Genomic DNA, 16,218 nt, shown 5'->3' on the forward strand with positions numbered 1-16,218 from the left:
TCCCCCAGGAAAGTGCCATGACCCCGACTTCACGCCACACGCTGTTCCGCTCCGTCGTCCTGGGCTTCGCGCTTGCATTGGCTGGCGGCACCGCCGCGGCCAAGGACGTCGAACTGCTCAACGTTTCCTATGACCCGACGCGCGAGTTCTACGCCGACGTCAACGAAAAGTTCGCCGCGCAATGGAAGCAGCAGACCGGCGAGACGCTGAAGATCCGCGCCTCGCACGGCGGCTCGGGCAAGCAGGCGCGCTCGGTGATCGACGGGCTGGAAGCCGATGTGGTCACCCTGGCGCTGGCCGCCGACATCGACGCGATCGCCACCAATGGCAAGCTGCTGCCGGCCAACTGGCAGACGCGCCTGCCGCACAACAGTGCGCCCTACACCTCGACCATCGTGTTCCTGGTGCGCAAGGGCAACCCGAAGCAGATCCGCGACTGGAGCGACCTGGTCAAGCCGGGCGTGGGCGTGATCACCCCCAACCCGAAGACCTCCGGTGGCGCCCGCTGGAACTACCTGGCGGCGTGGGCCTGGGCCTCGCAGGAATATCGCGACGGCGGCAAGGTGGTCGACTTCCTGACGCGCCTGTTCAAGAACGTTCCGGTGCTCGACACCGGCGCGCGCGGCGCCACCACCACCTTCGTCGAGCGCGGCATCGGCGACGTGCTGCTGGCATGGGAGAACGAAGCCCTGCTGACGCTGTCGGAGGCCGACACCCGCGACAAGTTCGAGATCGTCGTGCCGAGCCTGAGCATCAAGGCTGAACCGCCGGTGGCCTGGGTCGACAAGAACGTGGACCGTCATGGCACGCGCAAGCAGGCCGAAGCGTACCTGCGCTATCTGTACACGCCCGAAGGCCAGCGCCTGGCGGCCAAGCATGGCTATCGCCCGGCCGAACCCGACAAGGTGCCGGCAGCCGAACTGGCGCGCTTCGCCAACGTCAAGCAGGTGACGATCGATGGCGCGTTTGGCGGCTGGAAGAAAGCACAGGCGGAGCATTTCGCCGACGGCGGTTTCTTCGACAAGATCTATCAGCCCAAGTGATGCGACGTGCGCCCCTCGCTTGCCCGCACTTCTGCCCGACCCGTCATCCCGGCGAAAGCCGGGACCCACGTTGACGTTGACGTAGATGTTCTCGCCGCGCCGACGGTCCGATGAGCGCACACAGCATTCCCCTGCCACGCCTGAAGATGCCGCGCTTTCGCCAGCCGTTGCCCGGCTTTGGCCTGAGCCTCGGACTCGGTCTTGCGTGGTTGAGCGTGGTGGTGCTGTTGCCGCTGGCCGCGCTGGCGATCCGCGCCGCCGGCCTCGGCCTCGACGGCTGGCTGCGCGCGATCCACGACCCGCGCGTGCAGGCGTCGCTGAAGCTCAGCTTCGGCGCCGCCTTCGTCGCCGCATTGGCCGCATCGCTCGCCGGTGCGCTGGTGGCGTGGGTGATCGTGCGCTACCGCTTCCCGGGCCGGCGCCTGCTCGACGCGCTGGTCGATCTCCCGTTCGCCTTGCCCACCGCGGTGGCTGGCATCTCGCTGACCGCGATCTACTCGGCCAACGGCTGGGTCGGCCGCTGGCTGGAACCGCTCGGCTTCAAGATCGCCTACACGCCGGTCGGCATCGTCATCGCGCTGGTCTTCATCGGCCTGCCGTTTGCGGTGCGCACGGTGCAGCCGGTGCTGGAAACGCTCGGACACGAACAGGAAGAAGCCGCGGCGTCGCTCGGCGCCTCGCGGTTGACCACGCTGCGACGCGTGGTCCTGCCGGAGTTGCTGCCGGCCCTGCTGACCGGGTTCTCGCTGGCGTTCGCGCGTGCGCTGGGCGAGTACGGCTCGGTGATCTTCATCGCCGGCAACCTGCCCTACAAGACCGAGATCGCACCGCTGCTGATCACCATCCGCCTGGAGGAGTACGACTATCCGGGCGCGGTGGCCATCGCTGCGCTGCTGCTGGCGGCGTCGTTCGTGTGCCTGCTGGCGATCAACGCGATTCCATCGTTGTTCGCGCACGAGAAGAGGAGTCGTCGCCGTGAGTGACCACGTCGCGACGCGACGCCCGCGCAACGACCTGCAGGAGCCGGCCTGGCTGCGCTGGACGCTGATCGCGCTGGCGGTTCTGGCGATGGCCGCGCTGGTGGTGATGCCACTGCTGATGGTGCTCGGCGCCGCGTTCGCCAAGGGCATCGGCGTCTGGTTCGCCTCGTTGACCGAGCCCGATGCGCTGTCGGCACTGAAGCTGACGCTGTTCACGGTGGCCATAGTGGTTCCGGTCAACGCCATCTTCGGCCTGCTCATGGCCTGGGCGGTGACGCGCTTCGAATTCCGCGGCAAGCAGCTGCTGTTGTCGCTGATCGACCTGCCGTTCGCGGTGTCACCGGTGGTCGCCGGCCTGTGCCTGGTGCTGTTGTTCGGCTCCCACGGCTGGTTCGCCGAGTTGCTGCAGCGGCACGACATCAAGATCCTGTTCGCGCGCCCGGGCATCGTGCTGGCGACGCTGTTCATCACCTTCCCGTTCGTGGTGCGCGAACTGATCCCGCTGATGCAGCAGCAGGGCGCCGATGAGGAGCTGGCCGCGCGCTCGCTCGGTGCTGGCAGCTGGACCATGTTCCGCCGCGTCACCCTGCCCAACATCAAGTGGGGCCTGCTGTACGGCGTGCTGCTGTGCGCGGCGCGTGCGATGGGCGAGTTCGGCGCGGTGTCGGTGGTGTCGGGCCACATCCGCGGGCTGACCAACACGCTGCCGCTGCACATCGAGATCCTCTACAACGAGTTCGACAGCACCGCGGCGTTCGCCGCCGCGTCGCTGCTGGCCGGACTCGCCCTGATCACCCTTGTCCTGAAGTTCTGGCTGGAGGCACGCCATGGCGACGCCCTTGCGCAATCCCATCGTCGACGTTGAGCGCGCCGTGACCGAGATCCCCGCAGCGGTTGGCACCCCCGAGATTGGCGCGCCAGAGATTGGCGCGCCAGGGACAGGCTGGCGCCGCGGCGCCGTGGCAGCCCCGCAGGTGACCGCGGCGGCGGAGTCTGCCACGCTCGCTGCCGCCTCATTCACTCGCCGGCCCCACCCGGCACGGAGCGGCATGGACCTGCACATCCGCCAGCTGGGCAAGCGCTACGGCGGCGTCGCCGCGCTCGACCGCGTCGACCTGGACGTGGCGGCCGGTGAGCTGGTCGCCCTGCTGGGCCCGTCGGGCTCGGGCAAGACCACGCTGCTGCGCGTGATCGCAGGCCTGCTGCATCCCGACGAAGGCCGCGTGCTGTTTGGCCAGGACGATGCGACCCGGCTGAGCCTGCGCGAGCGCAACGTCGGCTTCGTGTTCCAGCACTACGCGCTGTTCAAGCACATGACCGTCGCCGAGAACATCGCCTTCGGCCTGCGCAGCCGTCCACGCAAGCGCCGTCCCGACAAGGCGACCATCGCGCGCCGCGTCGAGGAACTGCTCGGCCTGATCCAGCTGCACGAGTTCGGCGGTCGCTACCCCGAGCAGTTGTCGGGCGGGCAGAAGCAGCGCGTGGCACTGGCGCGGGCGCTGGCGATCGACCCGACCGTGCTGCTGCTCGACGAACCGTTCGGCGCGCTCGATGCCAAGGTCCGCGTCGAACTGCGGCGCTGGCTGCGCCAGCTGCACGAGCGCACCGGCCAGACCACGTTGTTCGTCACCCACGACCAGGAAGAGGCGCTGGAGCTGGCCGACCGGATCGTGGTGCTGCGCGACGGCCGCATCGAGCAGGTCGGCACGCCCGACGAGATCTACAGCGCGCCGGCATCGGACTACGTCTTCGATTTCATCGGCCGCGCCAATGTCTTCGACGGCCAGGTCGAACAGGGCCGGTTCCGCATCGCCGGCCATGCCATCGCCCTGCCGGCGGACGGCGTGGCCGACGGCCCGGCGCGGCTGTACGCGCGGCCGCACGATGTCACCCCGACCACGGCCGAAGCCGGCATCGCCGCGCACGTGATCGCCGCCCACCGCCTCGCCGATCGCATCACGCTGGAGCTGGCGGTGGCCGGCCAGACCCGGCCGATCGAACTGGATTTCGTCGCCACGCCGGGCGTCACCACGCCGGCGCCGGGCAGCACGATCGGGCTGGAGCCCTTGCGCTATCGGGTGTTTGGCGCCTGAACTCCCTTCCCGCTGGCTGCCCGTTTCCCGGGGCGTACAATTGCGCGCCATGAGCAGCTACCCCTACGTACGCCCGCGGCGGATGCGCCGCGACGAGTTCTCGCGCCGCCTGATGCGCGAGTCGGTCCTGACCACCAACGACCTGATCTACCCGGTGTTCGTGCACGAACGCGATGGCCGCGAGCCGGTCGCCTCGATGCCCGGCGTGTCGCGGCTGTCGATCGACGAACTGCTGCGCGAGGCGGAAATCGCCAGCGAACTGCGCGTCCCGGCGATCACCCTGTTCGGCGTGCCCGCCGACGGCAAGACCGCCGACGGCGCCATTGCCTGGAGCGAGGACGGAATCGTCCAGCGCGCCGTGCGCGCGCTCAAGCAGCGCTTCCCCCAGCTGGGCGTGATCACCGACGTCGCCCTCGACCCGTACACCACCCACGGCCAGGACGGCCTGATCGACGACAGCGGCTACATCCTCAACGACCAGACGGTCGATGCGCTGGTGAAGCAGGCGCTGTCGCACGCGCAGGCAGGCGCCGACGTGGTCGCACCGAGCGACATGATGGACGGCCGCATCGGCGCGGTCCGCAATGCGCTCGAAGAAGCCGGCCTGGTCAACACGCGCATCCTCGCCTACAGCGCGAAGTACGCGAGTGCGTTCTACGGCCCGTTCCGAAGCGCGGTCGGCTCGGCCACGGCGCTGGGCAAGGGCAACAAGTACACCTACCAGATGGACCCGGCCAACGCCGACGAGGCCCTGCAGGAAGTCGCGCTCGACCTGGCCGAAGGCGCCGACATGGTGATGGTCAAGCCGGGCATGCCGTACCTGGACATCGTGCGGCGGGTGAAGGACGAGTTCCGCGTGCCGACCTACGTCTACCAGGTCAGCGGCGAGTACGCGATGTTGAAGGCGGCCGCGCAGAACGGCTGGCTGGATGAGCGCGCCACGGCACTCGAAGCCCTGCTGGCCTTCAAGCGCGCCGGCGCCGACGGCGTGCTCACGTACTACGCACTGGATGCGGCGCGCTGGCTGCGCGAGATGGCCTAGGCCGAGACAACTGGAACAAACCGGCCTAGAAGCAGCCAGCCTTCCCCGTCACCGCAGGCGCCTTCATCCGGTAGATGTCGTACTTGCCCGCGCGCGGCGACTTCGCCGTGCCGGTGACCAGCAGTTCGCCGGGTTTGTTCCAGTCCAGCGCCGGTCCGAAGGTGATGGCGTCCTCGCTGTTGAACGAGAGCTTCAGGGGCTGCACGTCGCCATAGCGCGTGCCGTCGCACTGGGCGACGAACAGGCGCACGGGCTGGTCGTCGACGTTCTTCGATCGCGCGAACACGATCGCCTCACCGTCGCCGAGCCAGGCCGCGTCGAAGTCGTCCTGCGCGCTGTTCACGCCGGGCACCGGCACGGCATCGCTGAACGCCTTGCCGTCCCATCGCGCCACCAGCAGGTCGTGCCGGCCAGCACCGCCATGGCCGTCGCTGGCGAACAGCAGATGGCGACCGTCGCGGCTCGGTGTCGGCGCCCACTCGTCGCCACGGCTGTTCACGCCGGGCCCGAGGTTTTCGGCCTTGCCGAAGCCGCCACCGGCCAGCACCGGGGCGCGGTAGAGATCGTCGCCGCCGACACCGCCGGGGCGGTCGGAGAAGAAGTACAGCCAGCGCCCGTCGCCGCTGAACAGCGGATCGAAGTCCTTGGCCTTGCTGTTGATCGCCAGCGGCTGCGCATCCTGCCAGCGACCGTCCTTGAGCGTGGCCTGCCACAGGTCCCAACCGCCGGGGCCGCCTTCACGGTCCGTGCTGCCCCAGACGATACGCTGGCCGTCCGGGCTGACGCTTGCACGGACTTCGCTGGCCTTGGTCGACACCACGCCCATGCCTTCGATCCCGAATTCGGACAGGAAGGCCGCCGCCGGCCCGGACATGAACCATCCGCCCAGTGCGATGGCGGGGAGTAGACTCAAGCCCTGCAAGGCCGCTGTGCGTCGCATGGAGCGTTCTCCTGTGTCTGTGGCCTCAAGTCTAAGCGAGGGTCCCCCGTGTCCAATTTCGCCTCTGTCGCAAATCCCGCCATCGTCAAGCGTTTCGCGGTGATCGGCCATCCGGTCGCGCATTCGCTGTCGCCGAAGATCCATGCCGCATTCGGCAAGCAGACCGGGATCGCGCTGGAGTACCTGGCGCTGGACGCTTCACCGGAGAACTTCGACGCGCTGCTGGCGGAATTCGCGGCCGAAGGCGGCCTGGGCGCCAACATCACCCTGCCGCACAAGACCCGCGCGGTCTCGATCTGCACCACCCTGACCGAGCGCGCGCGCCGCGCCGGCGCGGTCAACACGCTGATCCGCTCGGCCACCGGCTGGGAAGGCGACAACACCGACGGCGTCGGCCTGGTCCGCGATCTCACCGAGCGCCACGGCCTGGACCTGCGCGGCCGCCGCACGCTGCTGCTGGGCGCCGGTGGCGCCGCGCGCGGGGTGGCGCCGGCGCTGCTCGACGCGGGCATCGGCGAGCTGTACATCATCAACCGCACACCCGAACGCGCCGATGCGCTGGCCGACGTGCTGGCCCAGCCCGGGCGCGTGCATCCGCGCTATTTCAGGGACATCAATTCGCTGGGCATGTTCGACCTCATCATCAACGCTACCTCGGCCACGCGCGATGCCTCGCTGCCGCAGCTTCCGGTGGCGCTGGTCGGACCGCGCACGGCGGCGGTGGACCTGAGCTATGGCGAGGTCGCCATCCCGTTCCTGGCCTGGGCCCACGCGGCCGGCGCGCACGACCGCATCGATGGCCTGGGCATGCTGGTCGAACAGGCCGCCGAAAGTTTCCAGCGCTGGCACGGCGTGCGCCCGGAAACCGACTCGTGCTTCGAGTTCCTGCGCGAGCACCGCGCGGTGCTGGTCACCGCGGACTGAACCCGACGACGATGGAATGCCGCGCCCACTGCGGCGCGTGCTGCATCGCGCCTTCGATCACCTCGCCCATCCCCGGCATGCCGCATGGCAAGCCCGCGGGAATGCCATGCGTGCAGCTCGACGACGCGCTGCGCTGCCGCCTGTTCGGCCGGCCCGAGCGTCCGGCGTTCTGTGCATCGCTGCGGCCAACGCAGGAGATGTGCGGTGCCGATCGCGACGAGGCGATGGCGGAGCTGGCGGAACTGGAGCGTCTGACGCGGCCTTAGTCTTGCCCACGTGGACGCGTTCACGTGTGCGGTTGCCGCGTTACGCTGACGGCCCTTTTTTCGATCACGCCCGCATGAAGCTGCTTGCCGCACTGGTGCTCTGCCTCGTTTCACTCATGGCCCGGGCCGCTGACGGCGACGAACTGATCCGCGGCACCGGCCCGATGGCGCGTGGCGCGGTTGCCGACGCAAACGCGGACGACTTCGCGCGCGGCGAATTCGTCGCCAGCAACGGCGCGCACCTGCGCTACCGGTTGCTGCCGCCGCTCGATGCCAAGCCAGGACAGCGCTACCCGCTGGTGCTGCAGTTGCACTCCTCCGGTGGCATCGGCAACGACAACAGCGCGCAGCTCGAACGCGTGGCACTGGGCTGGGCCATGCCGGACGTGCGCCGTCGCTACCAGGCCTATGTCCTGGTGCCGCAGTTCGAACAGCGCAGTGCCAACTATGACTCACCCACTCATCCCCAATCGGCGGTCGCATCGCCCGCGTTGGATATGGCGCTGGAGCTCGTCGAACACATGGCGGCCAAACGCCCGGTCGATCGCCAGCGCATCTACGCGGTGGGCTTTTCGATGGGCGGGTCGGCTGCATGGCTGGCCGCTGCGCGGCGTCCGGCGTTGTTCGCGGCAATCGTGCCGATGTCCGGGATCGCGCCGGGCGACGAGGCCGCCACGGCCCTGCTCGACACGCCGGCCTGGGTGATCCACGGCAACGCCGACATCGAGAACCCGATCGATGCCGACCGCCGCCTCGTCGCCGCCATCCGCGCCCAAGGCGGCAACCGGGTGCGCCTGCGCGAGTACGAGGGCCTGGAGCACCAGCCGCCTGCCGACATCCAACCGGGCAATGGGTGGCGCGACTGGCTGTTCTCCCAGCGGCGACGCTGAATGGGGGCGGCGGAGCAGCCGCGCTTTGCCGGGTTTGCCGGTTCGCACGAACTGCCATAGGCTGCTCGCGGGGACCGGTCCGGGACAAGCCATTGGACCAGCCGGGCTTTGGGTAGTGGGGACTATCTCAGGGGGAAAGCATGGCCAATCACGTAAAGGCGGCAAGCGCACACCGGATGATCGCGGGCATCTACTGCGTCATCGTGGTGCTCGCGACGATTTTCATCTACGCAGCAGTCAGCAACAGTCCGGGGGCGGTGGCAGTGATGTTCGCGGTGCCGCTGGCGATTCTCGCAGCGGTGCATTTCGTCATTGCCAACGGCGCCGACAATTGCAGGCCGTGGGCGCGTACGGCATCCATCGTGCTCGGCGCCATCATGGCGTTGGGATTCCCGATCGGCACGATTGTGGGCGTCTACATTCTCAAGTACTCGCTCGCGCCGTGGGTGCCGGAGAAGCGCCTGTCCGAATCGCTGGCGGAAGGCTGGCCGAACAGTCAGCAGGAAGCGGCTTGATCGCAATGGGAGCAGGCCGGGAATCGCCTGCTCCCTGATACCCGTCGGGCCCGCGTCACAGGAGTCCGTCGCGCTTGACCGACAGGTACTTCTCGACCAGCGACGCGGCGAGCTTGTCGCAGGCCACATCCAGCACCATCACGCCGTGATTGCGCAGCGCCTCGTGCGCGGCGTTGCGCTGTTCCAGGTATTGCGCGGTTGCGCCGGCGCGGATCGCCTGCGACAGGTCGTGCACCGTTTCGCCGAGCGCGCCGTCGAGTGATCCTTCGCGCAGGCTCGCCACGCAGACCAGGTGGCGCTTGCGCAGCATCTGCACGGCGGCAAGGACGTCGTCCATGTCTTCGTCGCGCAGGTTGGTCACCATCATCACCAGCGACCGGCGGCGCTGGCGCAGCGACAGTTCGTTGGCGGCGGCAAGGAAGTCGGTGGCCACTGGCTGCGGCTGCAGTGCATAGCTGGCGCGCAGCAGTTCATCGATCGCGCCGACGCCGCGGCGCGGCGGCACCCAGGTGTTGGCGCCGCCGCTGGCGAGCAGGCCGACGGCATCGCCCTGGCGCAACGCGAGGTAGGCCACGACCAGCGCGGCATCGAGGACGTGATCGAAATGCGCCATCTCGCCGTCGCGCGCCAGCAGGCGGCGGCCGGTGTCGAGCAGCAGCACCAGCTGCTGGTTCTTCTCGTCCTGGTATTCGCGCGACACCAGGCGGCGCGCACGCGCGGTCGCCTTCCAGTCGATCTGGCGCATGCTGTCGCCGATGCGGTACTCGCGCATCTGGTGGAAATCGGTGCCTTCACCGCGGCGGCGGCGCAGGTGCGCGCCAACCAGGCGCGAGGCCTGCTCGGCACTGAACATGGCAAAGCGCGCCAGCGGCGCGAAGTTCGGGAACACGCGAACGGCCTGGCCGGCGCCGACCACGCGCGAGTGCCACCACAGCCGCAGCGGCGAGTGCAGCCGCAGTTGCACGCCCTCGAAGCGGAAATCGCCGCGGGCGTGGGCGCACAGGTGGTAGTCGAACGAAGCCGCCTCGCCTGCACGCAGTTGCAGGCTTCGCGGCAGGCCATGCATTCGCCAGCCGCCGGGATGCAGGTCGTACACATCCAGCCACTGGCTGCGCACATCGCTTTCCAGGTTCAGCGTGACCGGTCGCTCGATGCCGATCGGCCAGGTGTCGGCGAGCCGGCGCTCGACCCGCGGCGTTTCCCGGCGCAACACCTGCGCCGCGTCGAACAGCACCAGCACCAGCAATGCCAGCCCCGCCGCGGACCATGCCTGCAGCGGCGCCCGGTCGAACGCCACCGCCACGCCGAGCGCGGACCACAGCACCAGCAGCCACAGCATGGCCGAAGCTGGGCGCGGCAGGGTGCGGCGCATCGCGCTCACTTGCGCGGTGCCTCCACCTTAGACAGCAGCGCGTGCAGTACGTCGTCGGGCGACTGGCCTTCGATCTGCAACTCCGGCGCGAGCGCGATGCGGTGGCGCAGGGCCGGCTTGGTGATCTCGCGGATGTCGTCCGGCGTGACGAAGTCGCGGCCGTCCAGCACCGCCTGCGCACGCGCGGCGCGCACCAGCGCAAGGCTGCCACGCGGACCGGCGCCGAGGGCGATGCCGGCCCAGTCGCGGGTGGCCGCGACGATCCGCACCGCGTAGTCGATCACCGTATCGTCGACCGTCGTCAGCGCGGTGCCGGCCTGCATCGCCGCGATGTCCTGCGGGCCGAGCACGCGCTGGACCTGCGACAGGTCGAAGTCCGATGCGCTGCGCCCCTGGCTGACCGCGGCGACCATGCGCTTCTCGTCGGTGCGCGAGGGATAGCCGATCAGGATCTTCAGCAGGAAGCGGTCGAGCTGGGCCTCCGGCAACGGGTATGTGCCCTCCTGCTCGACCGGGTTCTGCGTGGCCAGGGTCAGGAACGGTGGCGACAGCTGGAAGCTGTGGCCCTCGATGGTGACCTGCAGTTCGGCCATCGCTTCCAGCAGCGCCGACTGGGTCTTGGCCGGCGCGCGGTTGATCTCGTCGGCGAGCAGCAGGTTGGTGAATACCGGGCCGCGACGGATGTTGAACGTCTCCGTCTTCGGGTTCCACACCGCGTGGCCGCTGATGTCGCTGGGCATCAGGTCGGGGGTGAACTGCACGCGCGCGTAGGTGCAGTCCAGCGCCCGCGACAGCGCGCGCACCAGCAGCGTCTTGCCCAGACCCGGCACGCCCTCGATCAGCACGTGGCCGCCGGCGAGCAGCGCGATCAGGATCTGGTCGAGCACGTCGGCCTGGCCGATGAAGGCCTTGCCGACCTGCTCGCGCACGGCGGCGGCACGCTCGGCCAACGCGGCGCCGGTGATCGGGACGATGGGCTGGATGGTATCGGCGTTCATGGCGTGGACTCGTCGGTGATGGGGTTGGCGATATTCAGCAGGCAATCACAGCTGGTTGCGCAGGCGCACCAGCGTGGCGATACGGCTGCGGAACGCGGCGTGGTCGCGTGCGATCGGGGTGGAGAGGGCGTCGCGGATCTCCGCTGGCGGCACGCTGAAGCGTTCCGACAGCAACACCACCTGCGCCTCGCCGCCGATCGCGGCCGCGTGCGGATCGCGACGTCGCAGGCGCGCCAGGAAGGCGTTGCGCACGGCCTCGTGCAGCAGGTGGGCGTAACCGTAGCGGTAGACGTGCTCGCCGCTGGCGACGACATGCTCGAGCAGCGAGCGGCGTTCGCTGGCCGGCGCCGGCAGTGCCGGGCCGAAGCGCTGCGCGCGCCGCCACAGCCACGCCAGCAGCGCCAGCAACAACGGCGCCCACGCCATCCAGCTGTGGCGCAGCAGCGTCCACCAGAACGACGGCATGTCGGCGGCGTAGATCAGGTGCACGGTGCCGGCGCGATAGTTGGGCGCGAGCAGCTGGCGCGCCAGCACGATGTGCGGGGCATCCTTGAGCGAGTCGTTGTCGAGAAAATCGAAGTCGGACAGCACGTCGACGTAACCGCGGCCGTGGGCGAGGCGCATGTAGACGCTGCCGCGCTCGTCGCCCCAGTCCAGCACCGGTGCGCCCCCGGTGCCGAGCGCGCGGAAGCGGCGGCCGTTGCAGAATTCCACGTGCGGGTCCTTGACCCGCTTGTCCGGGCCGGGCACGTCCCAGCCGGCGCACGTTGCAGAGGCCAGCGCCGGAATGACATCGAGCTGGCTCAGCACCGGCACCACCGTGTTCGTGGCGAACGGGCCGGGCGGCGGCGTACGCACCAGCAGATGGCCACCCTTGTCGACCCAGTCGAGCAGCGCGCGGCCCTCGTCACGGCTGAGCGTGCGCGGGTCGTTGTACAGCAGCACGGTGTCGCGTTCGCCGAGGCGGTGGCTGTCGCGCTGCAGGCTCGGTCGCGCTTCGGCCTGGGCGCCGTCGGCGCGCAGGGCCAGCTTCAGCACATACAGGGGATTGGTGCGCGCCTCGCCCGAGCGCGGCAGGTCGACCGATTCCTCGACGCGCTCGTAGTAGTGCAGCCACCACGCCACGCCGCCGCCGACCAGGGCCAGCACCAGCGCGACGATGGCGACGACCTGCAGGTTGTTCCGGTTCATGCGGCGACCTCCGGAGCGGTCGCAGCGGTGGCCACGGACCCGGCCGGCGCCGGCGTCCAGGCGAAGCGGCGCGCCAGGTCGTCGATCAGTGCCTCGAGGTCATCGCTTGCAGGAAATCGTTGCGCATACGCGGCGTACTGCCAGGTGCGGACGGTGCGCGCGAACGCATCGCGGTCATCGCTGCGGGCAAGCTTTCGCGATGCGCGCAGGCATTCGGCCTCGGTCGCGCCCGGCACCAGCACGGCCTGGGTGCGCGCCACCATCGCCTCGACGCTGGCGCGGTACAGCAACGCGAGAGCTTCGCGCTGGCGTCCTTCGCGCCACAGGCGCCGCACCACCGACGGCACGTCGTCCGGCAGCGGCAGTTCGGGATCGGCGAGGTCGGCCAATCGCAGTCCATCGACTTCGCGCTCCTCGCGCGCGACGCCGTCGCGGAACCAGGCCAGCCAGCGCGGCGCGGTAAACACCAGGATCAGCACCAGCACGGCCAGGACGATCCACAGGCCGAACTCGCTGATCAGTGCAACCGCCGCGGCCAGCCATGGCAGCTCGGGCGTGTCGCGCTTCTTGTCGACCTTGGGCTCGGGATCGCGTGGCTTCCAGGTGGTCACCGTCTGCTTCGGGCTCACGGTTGGGTCGGCGTAGGCCTTGGCTACCGCCTTGCGCAGGCTGGCATCGTCGACGAGCGCTCGCCCGAAGACCTGCTCCGGCGTGACCCGTGCGATCTTCGGTTGCGCGCGCTTGTCCGGTTTCGCCTGCGGCGCCCGCACGCCTTCGTGCTCTTCGCCGGAGGCTTCGTCATCGGCCTGCGCGCCGATGTCGGCGCCGCCCTGCCGCGCGTGCGCAACCGACGGAATCGCCGCGAAGGCGAATGCCAGCACCGGCACCAGCACCAGCACCAGCAACAATGGAGCGCTGGCGGTGGCCAGGCGCGCACCGAGCCGGCGCAGCGCCAGTTCGATGTCCCAGGCCTCGATCTCGGTGCGACGGTTGAGGTACAGGCCCAGCCCGGCGCCGACATAGAACGGTTCGATCAGCCCGGTCGCGATCCAGCCAAGGAGGGTGCTGAGCAGGTTCAACCAGTCGGGCATGGTCTGCGCGAACTTCACCACCGTGCTGCCGAACTGCGACAGGTACTCGTTCGGCACGAACAGCATCGCGCCGGCGAAGATGCCCAGCCACACCGCGATTTCAAACAAGGCGAACGCGGAGGTCAGCAGCAGGCCAACGCCATAGACCGGCGCACCGAGGGTGCGTCGACGCTCGCCGGCCTCGCGTCCGCGGCCGCCCTCGAGCAGGTCGACCGGCAGGTACAGCGAACGTACCGGGCCGAGGCGACGCCAGGTCAGGTAGGGCAGCATCCAGCGCCAGCCCCAGCTGCGTTGCGCCTGCAGGGTCTGTCGCGGCGTAGGCACGTCGCCGAAGACGACGCGCGAGAGCACGTACAGCGGAATGCGGTCGAACACCGGCTTGAGCCACCACATCAGCAGGCCGGCCAGCCAGATCGCGTCGATGGCCCAGGCCAGGGCGCTGACGATCAGCAGCACCGGCAGGGTCAGCGCCAGCCACGGTTTCCAGATCGCCGCGGCGTGGCGGCGGGTCAGCGCGGTGCCCAGTTCGACCGCTTCCCACGGGGTGCGCGGCCGCAATGCGACGGTGAGCGACTCGATCCTCACGGCGCGGCACCGCCGTTCGAGACGCCAAGCCCAAGCCCAAGCTCGGCATCGCCAATGGCCTGGTTGCGCCCGCCGCGCCACAGCCACAACAAGGTCAGTGCCCACAGCGCGCCGCCGACGCTGTACTTGATCCACGCCGGCATCCAGCCGATCGACGACCAGAACGCCTCGACGAATGCCGCGAACACCAGCATCGCCAGCACGCCCAGGCACAGCAGCGCGCCGCGCCGGCCGCCATCGATCAGCGCATCAACGCGACGGCGCTGGCCGGGCGCGACGAGATTGAGGCCCAGGCGCAAACCGGCGCCGCCGGCGATGACTATCGCGGTGAGTTCGGGCGCGGAGTGGGCGGCCACGAAACGCCAGAACGGATCGCCATGGCCGACTGCCTGCAGATGCCCGGCGACGCCGCCGATCATGATGCCGTTGACGATCAGCACCACCACCGCACCGATCCCGGCCAGCAGGCCGCTGGCAAAGGTCTTGAAGCCGATGCTGACGTTGTTCCAGATGTAGTAGCCGAACATGGCCACGTCGGTGCCGTTGTCGCGGCCGAGCTTGCGCATCGGATCGTCCGGGTCGTACATCGACTCGAAACCGACCAGCTGGGCCGGATCGAACAGCGACGCCGACAGTTCCGGCGTGATCTGGATCGCGACGAACACCGCCACCAGCGGCAACCAGAACAGCAGTGCCGACGCGGCCATGCAGCCGCCTTCGGCGCGCACCAGCCGCGGGAACCCGGCCAGCAGGAATGCCAGCACGCGGCGCCAGCGCGGCGGCGGCGTGCGGTAGAGCAGGCCATGGCCGCGCTGCATCAGCCCCTGCAGGCGGTCGGTCACCAGCGGGCTGTAGCCACGTCGGCGAGCGAGCGCCAGTTGCTGGCAAAGGCGCCGGTAGCGGGCCGGCATTTCGTGGTCGGCCATGCCGTGCCACTGGCGGCGCGACATGCGCGCGCGCTTGACGTGCTGGCCGCGCGTATCGAGCCATTGCTCGAACGCGTTCCACTCGGGCTGGTGACGCTTGATGAAGTGTTCCTGCCGCATCTCAGCGCCGCCCCAGCAGCCAGTTGGCCATGCCATACAGGCGCGTCACCGCCAGCGTTCCGCGCGCACCGGTGAGCGGCGTGGCGAGCTCGGCCAGTTCCTCCTGCCGCGCCTGGGTCAGTCGCGGCCCGCGCTCGGCGAAGGCGACCAGCGCGGCCTGCTCGTACGGCTGCAGCACCACCGGCGGCGCCATGACATGGTTGAACGGCTGCGGCGTCGGCGCCGCCGTGCGCACGTCGTGCACGACCAGCGTGCCGGCGACCATGTCGCCGATGCGCCGGCCCCAGGGATCGAGCAGGCTGCTGACCAGGCCCGCCGCATAACCCATCGGCAGCATGTCGACCACGCGCAGCAGGTTGCGGGTGAAGGCCGCCAGCCAGCCGACCGGGGCGCCGTTGCTGGCAACCACGCGCAGCCCGAGTGCGCGCTTGCCAGGCGTGCGGCCATCCCACATCGCCTCGAACAGCACCGGATAGAACCAGTACACGAGGAACAGGACCACGGCGTAGAAACCCGTGCCGCTGCGCCCGAGGATCCCCAGCACCATGGCCGAAACGAACACGATGCCCAGCCGGATCGCCAGATCCAGCAACCAGGCCAGCGCCCGCGGAACCGGGCCGGCGGCGGGCAGGTGAAGGGCGACGCCTTCAGGCGTCACCACTTCGCGGTACGTGTCGAGCATCAGGCGTTGACGACCATCGTGTCGGCAATGTGGTCGTGCAGGCAGCGGCGCTGCTCGCCGAAGATCCACAGGATGTTGGCGAGGCTGAAGACCGGGCCGAGGAACGGCACGCCGCCGATCAGGCCGGGCACGGCGTAGCGCAGCCAGAACAGGCGCCCCAGGCCAGCGCGCTCGCCGTCGGTGCGGACGATGCGGATGCCGACCCAGCGCTTGCCGATGGTCTGCCCTTCGCGACTGAGCAGGATCAGGGTGTAGATGCCCAAGGCGACGATGCCGGCCACGCTCAGCAGGACCAGCGAGCCGCCGAGTTCGCCGATGCCACGGGCCGGGTTGTAGCGAGCGATGGCGATGATCAGCGGAAGGGCGACGGCAAGCGACACGCCGCCGTCGGCCAGCGCCGCCATCAACCGCGACAGCCGCCCGGCCGTGACCAGCTCGTCGTCAAAACGTTCTTCCGCGGTGGGCTGCACCTGCGCCGTCGGCGCCGCATACGGGTTGCGGTACTCGAAACTTTCCATGTATCCCCCATTCCCTTGCGGGAAGTCCTTGCTCCTGCGGTG

Annotated in this window: 17 protein-coding genes; 9 read left to right on the forward strand and 8 right to left on the reverse strand. The window is 69.4% G+C overall.

Translation table 11 applies throughout. The features are described from left to right. The first annotated feature begins 17 nt into the window (after positions 1-17). The 5 genes from AB4Y64_RS05730 to hemB all read left to right on the forward strand — a co-directional run bounded on the left by AB4Y64_RS05730 (position 18) and on the right by hemB (position 5,158). Entirely contained in the window at positions 18-1,043 is a 1,026-nt protein-coding gene (locus AB4Y64_RS05730) for a sulfate ABC transporter substrate-binding protein (protein WP_441815477.1), read from the forward strand. Positions 1,044-1,153: 110 nt separating this feature from the next. Next, positions 1,154-2,026 carry a sulfate ABC transporter permease subunit CysT gene (gene cysT, locus AB4Y64_RS05735; protein WP_441815478.1) on the forward strand — a complete coding sequence of 291 codons (873 nt, stop codon included), beginning with the start codon at positions 1,154-1,156 and terminating at the stop codon, positions 2,024-2,026. Continuing rightward, positions 2,019-2,888, forward strand: coding sequence for a sulfate ABC transporter permease subunit CysW (gene cysW / locus AB4Y64_RS05740; protein WP_441815479.1), 870 nt, complete (start codon positions 2,019-2,021; stop codon positions 2,886-2,888). Before cysT ends, cysW begins: the two co-directional genes overlap by 8 nt. 184 nt (positions 2,889-3,072) lie before the next feature. Further along, on the forward strand, positions 3,073-4,116 hold the full coding sequence (locus tag AB4Y64_RS05745) for a sulfate/molybdate ABC transporter ATP-binding protein (protein ID WP_441815480.1): 1,044 nt from the start codon (positions 3,073-3,075) through the stop codon (positions 4,114-4,116). 49 nt (positions 4,117-4,165) lie between these two features. Continuing rightward, positions 4,166-5,158, forward strand: coding sequence for a porphobilinogen synthase (hemB, locus tag AB4Y64_RS05750; protein ID WP_441815481.1), 993 nt, complete (start codon positions 4,166-4,168; stop codon positions 5,156-5,158). A gap of 25 nt (positions 5,159-5,183) precedes the next feature. Here the strand turns inward: hemB and AB4Y64_RS05755 are convergent, their stop codons facing one another. Further along, positions 5,184-6,098, reverse strand: a complete 915-nt coding sequence (locus tag AB4Y64_RS05755) for a TolB family protein (protein ID WP_441815482.1) — start codon at positions 6,096-6,098, stop codon at positions 5,184-5,186. A gap of 81 nt (positions 6,099-6,179) precedes the next feature. Here AB4Y64_RS05755 and aroE point away from each other — a divergent pair, with 81 nt between their 5' ends. The 4 genes from aroE (at position 6,180) to AB4Y64_RS05775 (ending at position 8,693) form a co-directional block, all read left to right on the forward strand. After that, on the forward strand, positions 6,180-7,022 hold the full coding sequence (gene aroE, locus AB4Y64_RS05760) for a shikimate dehydrogenase (RefSeq protein ID WP_441815846.1): 843 nt from the start codon (positions 6,180-6,182) through the stop codon (positions 7,020-7,022). Between the two features lie 11 nt (positions 7,023-7,033). Beyond that, positions 7,034-7,288 (forward strand): YkgJ family cysteine cluster protein, encoded by a 255-nt coding sequence (locus AB4Y64_RS05765; RefSeq protein ID WP_441815483.1) that lies wholly within the window; start codon positions 7,034-7,036, stop codon positions 7,286-7,288. 74 nt (positions 7,289-7,362) lie between these two features. Next, entirely contained in the window at positions 7,363-8,178 is an 816-nt protein-coding gene (locus AB4Y64_RS05770) for a prolyl oligopeptidase family serine peptidase (RefSeq protein ID WP_441815484.1), read from the forward strand. A gap of 140 nt (positions 8,179-8,318) precedes the next feature. Continuing rightward, positions 8,319-8,693, forward strand: coding sequence for a hypothetical protein (locus tag AB4Y64_RS05775; protein ID WP_441815485.1), 375 nt, complete (start codon positions 8,319-8,321; stop codon positions 8,691-8,693). A 55-nt stretch (positions 8,694-8,748) separates the two neighbouring features. On the opposite strand, the gene AB4Y64_RS05780 is transcribed toward AB4Y64_RS05775, so the two are convergent. From AB4Y64_RS05780 to AB4Y64_RS05810, 7 genes are read right to left on the reverse strand one after another with little or no spacing between them, the layout of a single operon-like run. Further along, complete coding sequence (locus AB4Y64_RS05780) at positions 8,749-10,065, reverse strand: DUF58 domain-containing protein (protein WP_441815847.1); 1,317 nt, start codon at positions 10,063-10,065, stop codon at positions 8,749-8,751. A gap of 5 nt (positions 10,066-10,070) precedes the next feature. Then, positions 10,071-11,063, reverse strand: coding sequence for an AAA family ATPase (locus AB4Y64_RS05785; protein WP_441815486.1), 993 nt, complete (start codon positions 11,061-11,063; stop codon positions 10,071-10,073). A gap of 45 nt (positions 11,064-11,108) precedes the next feature. Further along, complete coding sequence (locus tag AB4Y64_RS05790; RefSeq protein WP_441815487.1) at positions 11,109-12,254, reverse strand: DUF4350 domain-containing protein; 1,146 nt, start codon at positions 12,252-12,254, stop codon at positions 11,109-11,111. Further along, positions 12,251-13,930: a DUF4129 domain-containing protein gene (locus tag AB4Y64_RS05795; protein WP_441815488.1), complete on the reverse strand. Its 1,680-nt coding sequence runs from the start codon at positions 13,928-13,930 to the stop codon at positions 12,251-12,253. The genes AB4Y64_RS05790 and AB4Y64_RS05795 overlap by 4 nt, the downstream gene beginning before the upstream one ends. Next, the gene (locus AB4Y64_RS05800; protein ID WP_441815489.1) at positions 13,927-14,976 is read right to left on the reverse strand and encodes a stage II sporulation protein M; all 1,050 of its coding nucleotides are present in this window, start codon (positions 14,974-14,976) and stop codon (positions 13,927-13,929) included. The genes AB4Y64_RS05795 and AB4Y64_RS05800 overlap by 4 nt, the downstream gene beginning before the upstream one ends. A gap of 1 nt (position 14,977) precedes the next feature. Then, positions 14,978-15,658 (reverse strand): RDD family protein, encoded by a 681-nt coding sequence (locus tag AB4Y64_RS05805; protein ID WP_441815490.1) that lies wholly within the window; start codon positions 15,656-15,658, stop codon positions 14,978-14,980. Next, positions 15,658-16,176, reverse strand: a complete 519-nt coding sequence (locus AB4Y64_RS05810) for an RDD family protein (protein ID WP_441815491.1) — start codon at positions 16,174-16,176, stop codon at positions 15,658-15,660. The genes AB4Y64_RS05805 and AB4Y64_RS05810 overlap by 1 nt, the downstream gene beginning before the upstream one ends. Positions 16,177-16,218: the final 42 nt, after the last annotated feature.

Origin of the sequence: Lysobacter sp. TAF61, assembly GCF_052113485.1 — a bacterium.
In the GTDB taxonomy this organism is placed as follows: Bacteria; Pseudomonadota; Gammaproteobacteria; order Xanthomonadales; family Xanthomonadaceae; genus Lysobacter_J.

Excerpts from the sequence above, each read along its gene's own strand:
- cysT (WP_441815478.1), top strand. The coding sequence starts at position 1,154 with ATGAGCGCACACAGCATTCCCCTGCCACGCCTGAAGATGCCGCGCTTT.
- hemB (WP_441815481.1), top strand. The coding sequence starts at position 4,166 with ATGAGCAGCTACCCCTACGTACGCCCGCGGCGGATGCGCCGCGACGAG.
- AB4Y64_RS05800 (WP_441815489.1), bottom strand. The coding sequence starts at position 14,976 with ATGCGGCAGGAACACTTCATCAAGCGTCACCAGCCCGAGTGGAACGCG.
- AB4Y64_RS05745 (WP_441815480.1), top strand. The coding sequence starts at position 3,073 with ATGGACCTGCACATCCGCCAGCTGGGCAAGCGCTACGGCGGCGTCGCC.
- AB4Y64_RS05780 (WP_441815847.1), bottom strand. The coding sequence starts at position 10,065 with ATGCGCCGCACCCTGCCGCGCCCAGCTTCGGCCATGCTGTGGCTGCTG.
- AB4Y64_RS05785 (WP_441815486.1), bottom strand. The coding sequence starts at position 11,063 with ATGAACGCCGATACCATCCAGCCCATCGTCCCGATCACCGGCGCCGCG.
- AB4Y64_RS05755 (WP_441815482.1), bottom strand. The coding sequence starts at position 6,098 with ATGCGACGCACAGCGGCCTTGCAGGGCTTGAGTCTACTCCCCGCCATC.
- AB4Y64_RS05730 (WP_441815477.1), top strand. The coding sequence starts at position 18 with ATGACCCCGACTTCACGCCACACGCTGTTCCGCTCCGTCGTCCTGGGC.
- AB4Y64_RS05775 (WP_441815485.1), top strand. The coding sequence starts at position 8,319 with ATGGCCAATCACGTAAAGGCGGCAAGCGCACACCGGATGATCGCGGGC.
- AB4Y64_RS05770 (WP_441815484.1), top strand. The coding sequence starts at position 7,363 with ATGAAGCTGCTTGCCGCACTGGTGCTCTGCCTCGTTTCACTCATGGCC.
- AB4Y64_RS05805 (WP_441815490.1), bottom strand. The coding sequence starts at position 15,658 with ATGCTCGACACGTACCGCGAAGTGGTGACGCCTGAAGGCGTCGCCCTT.
- AB4Y64_RS05810 (WP_441815491.1), bottom strand. The coding sequence starts at position 16,176 with ATGGAAAGTTTCGAGTACCGCAACCCGTATGCGGCGCCGACGGCGCAG.
- AB4Y64_RS05765 (WP_441815483.1), top strand. The coding sequence starts at position 7,034 with ATGGAATGCCGCGCCCACTGCGGCGCGTGCTGCATCGCGCCTTCGATC.
- AB4Y64_RS05790 (WP_441815487.1), bottom strand. The coding sequence starts at position 12,254 with ATGAACCGGAACAACCTGCAGGTCGTCGCCATCGTCGCGCTGGTGCTG.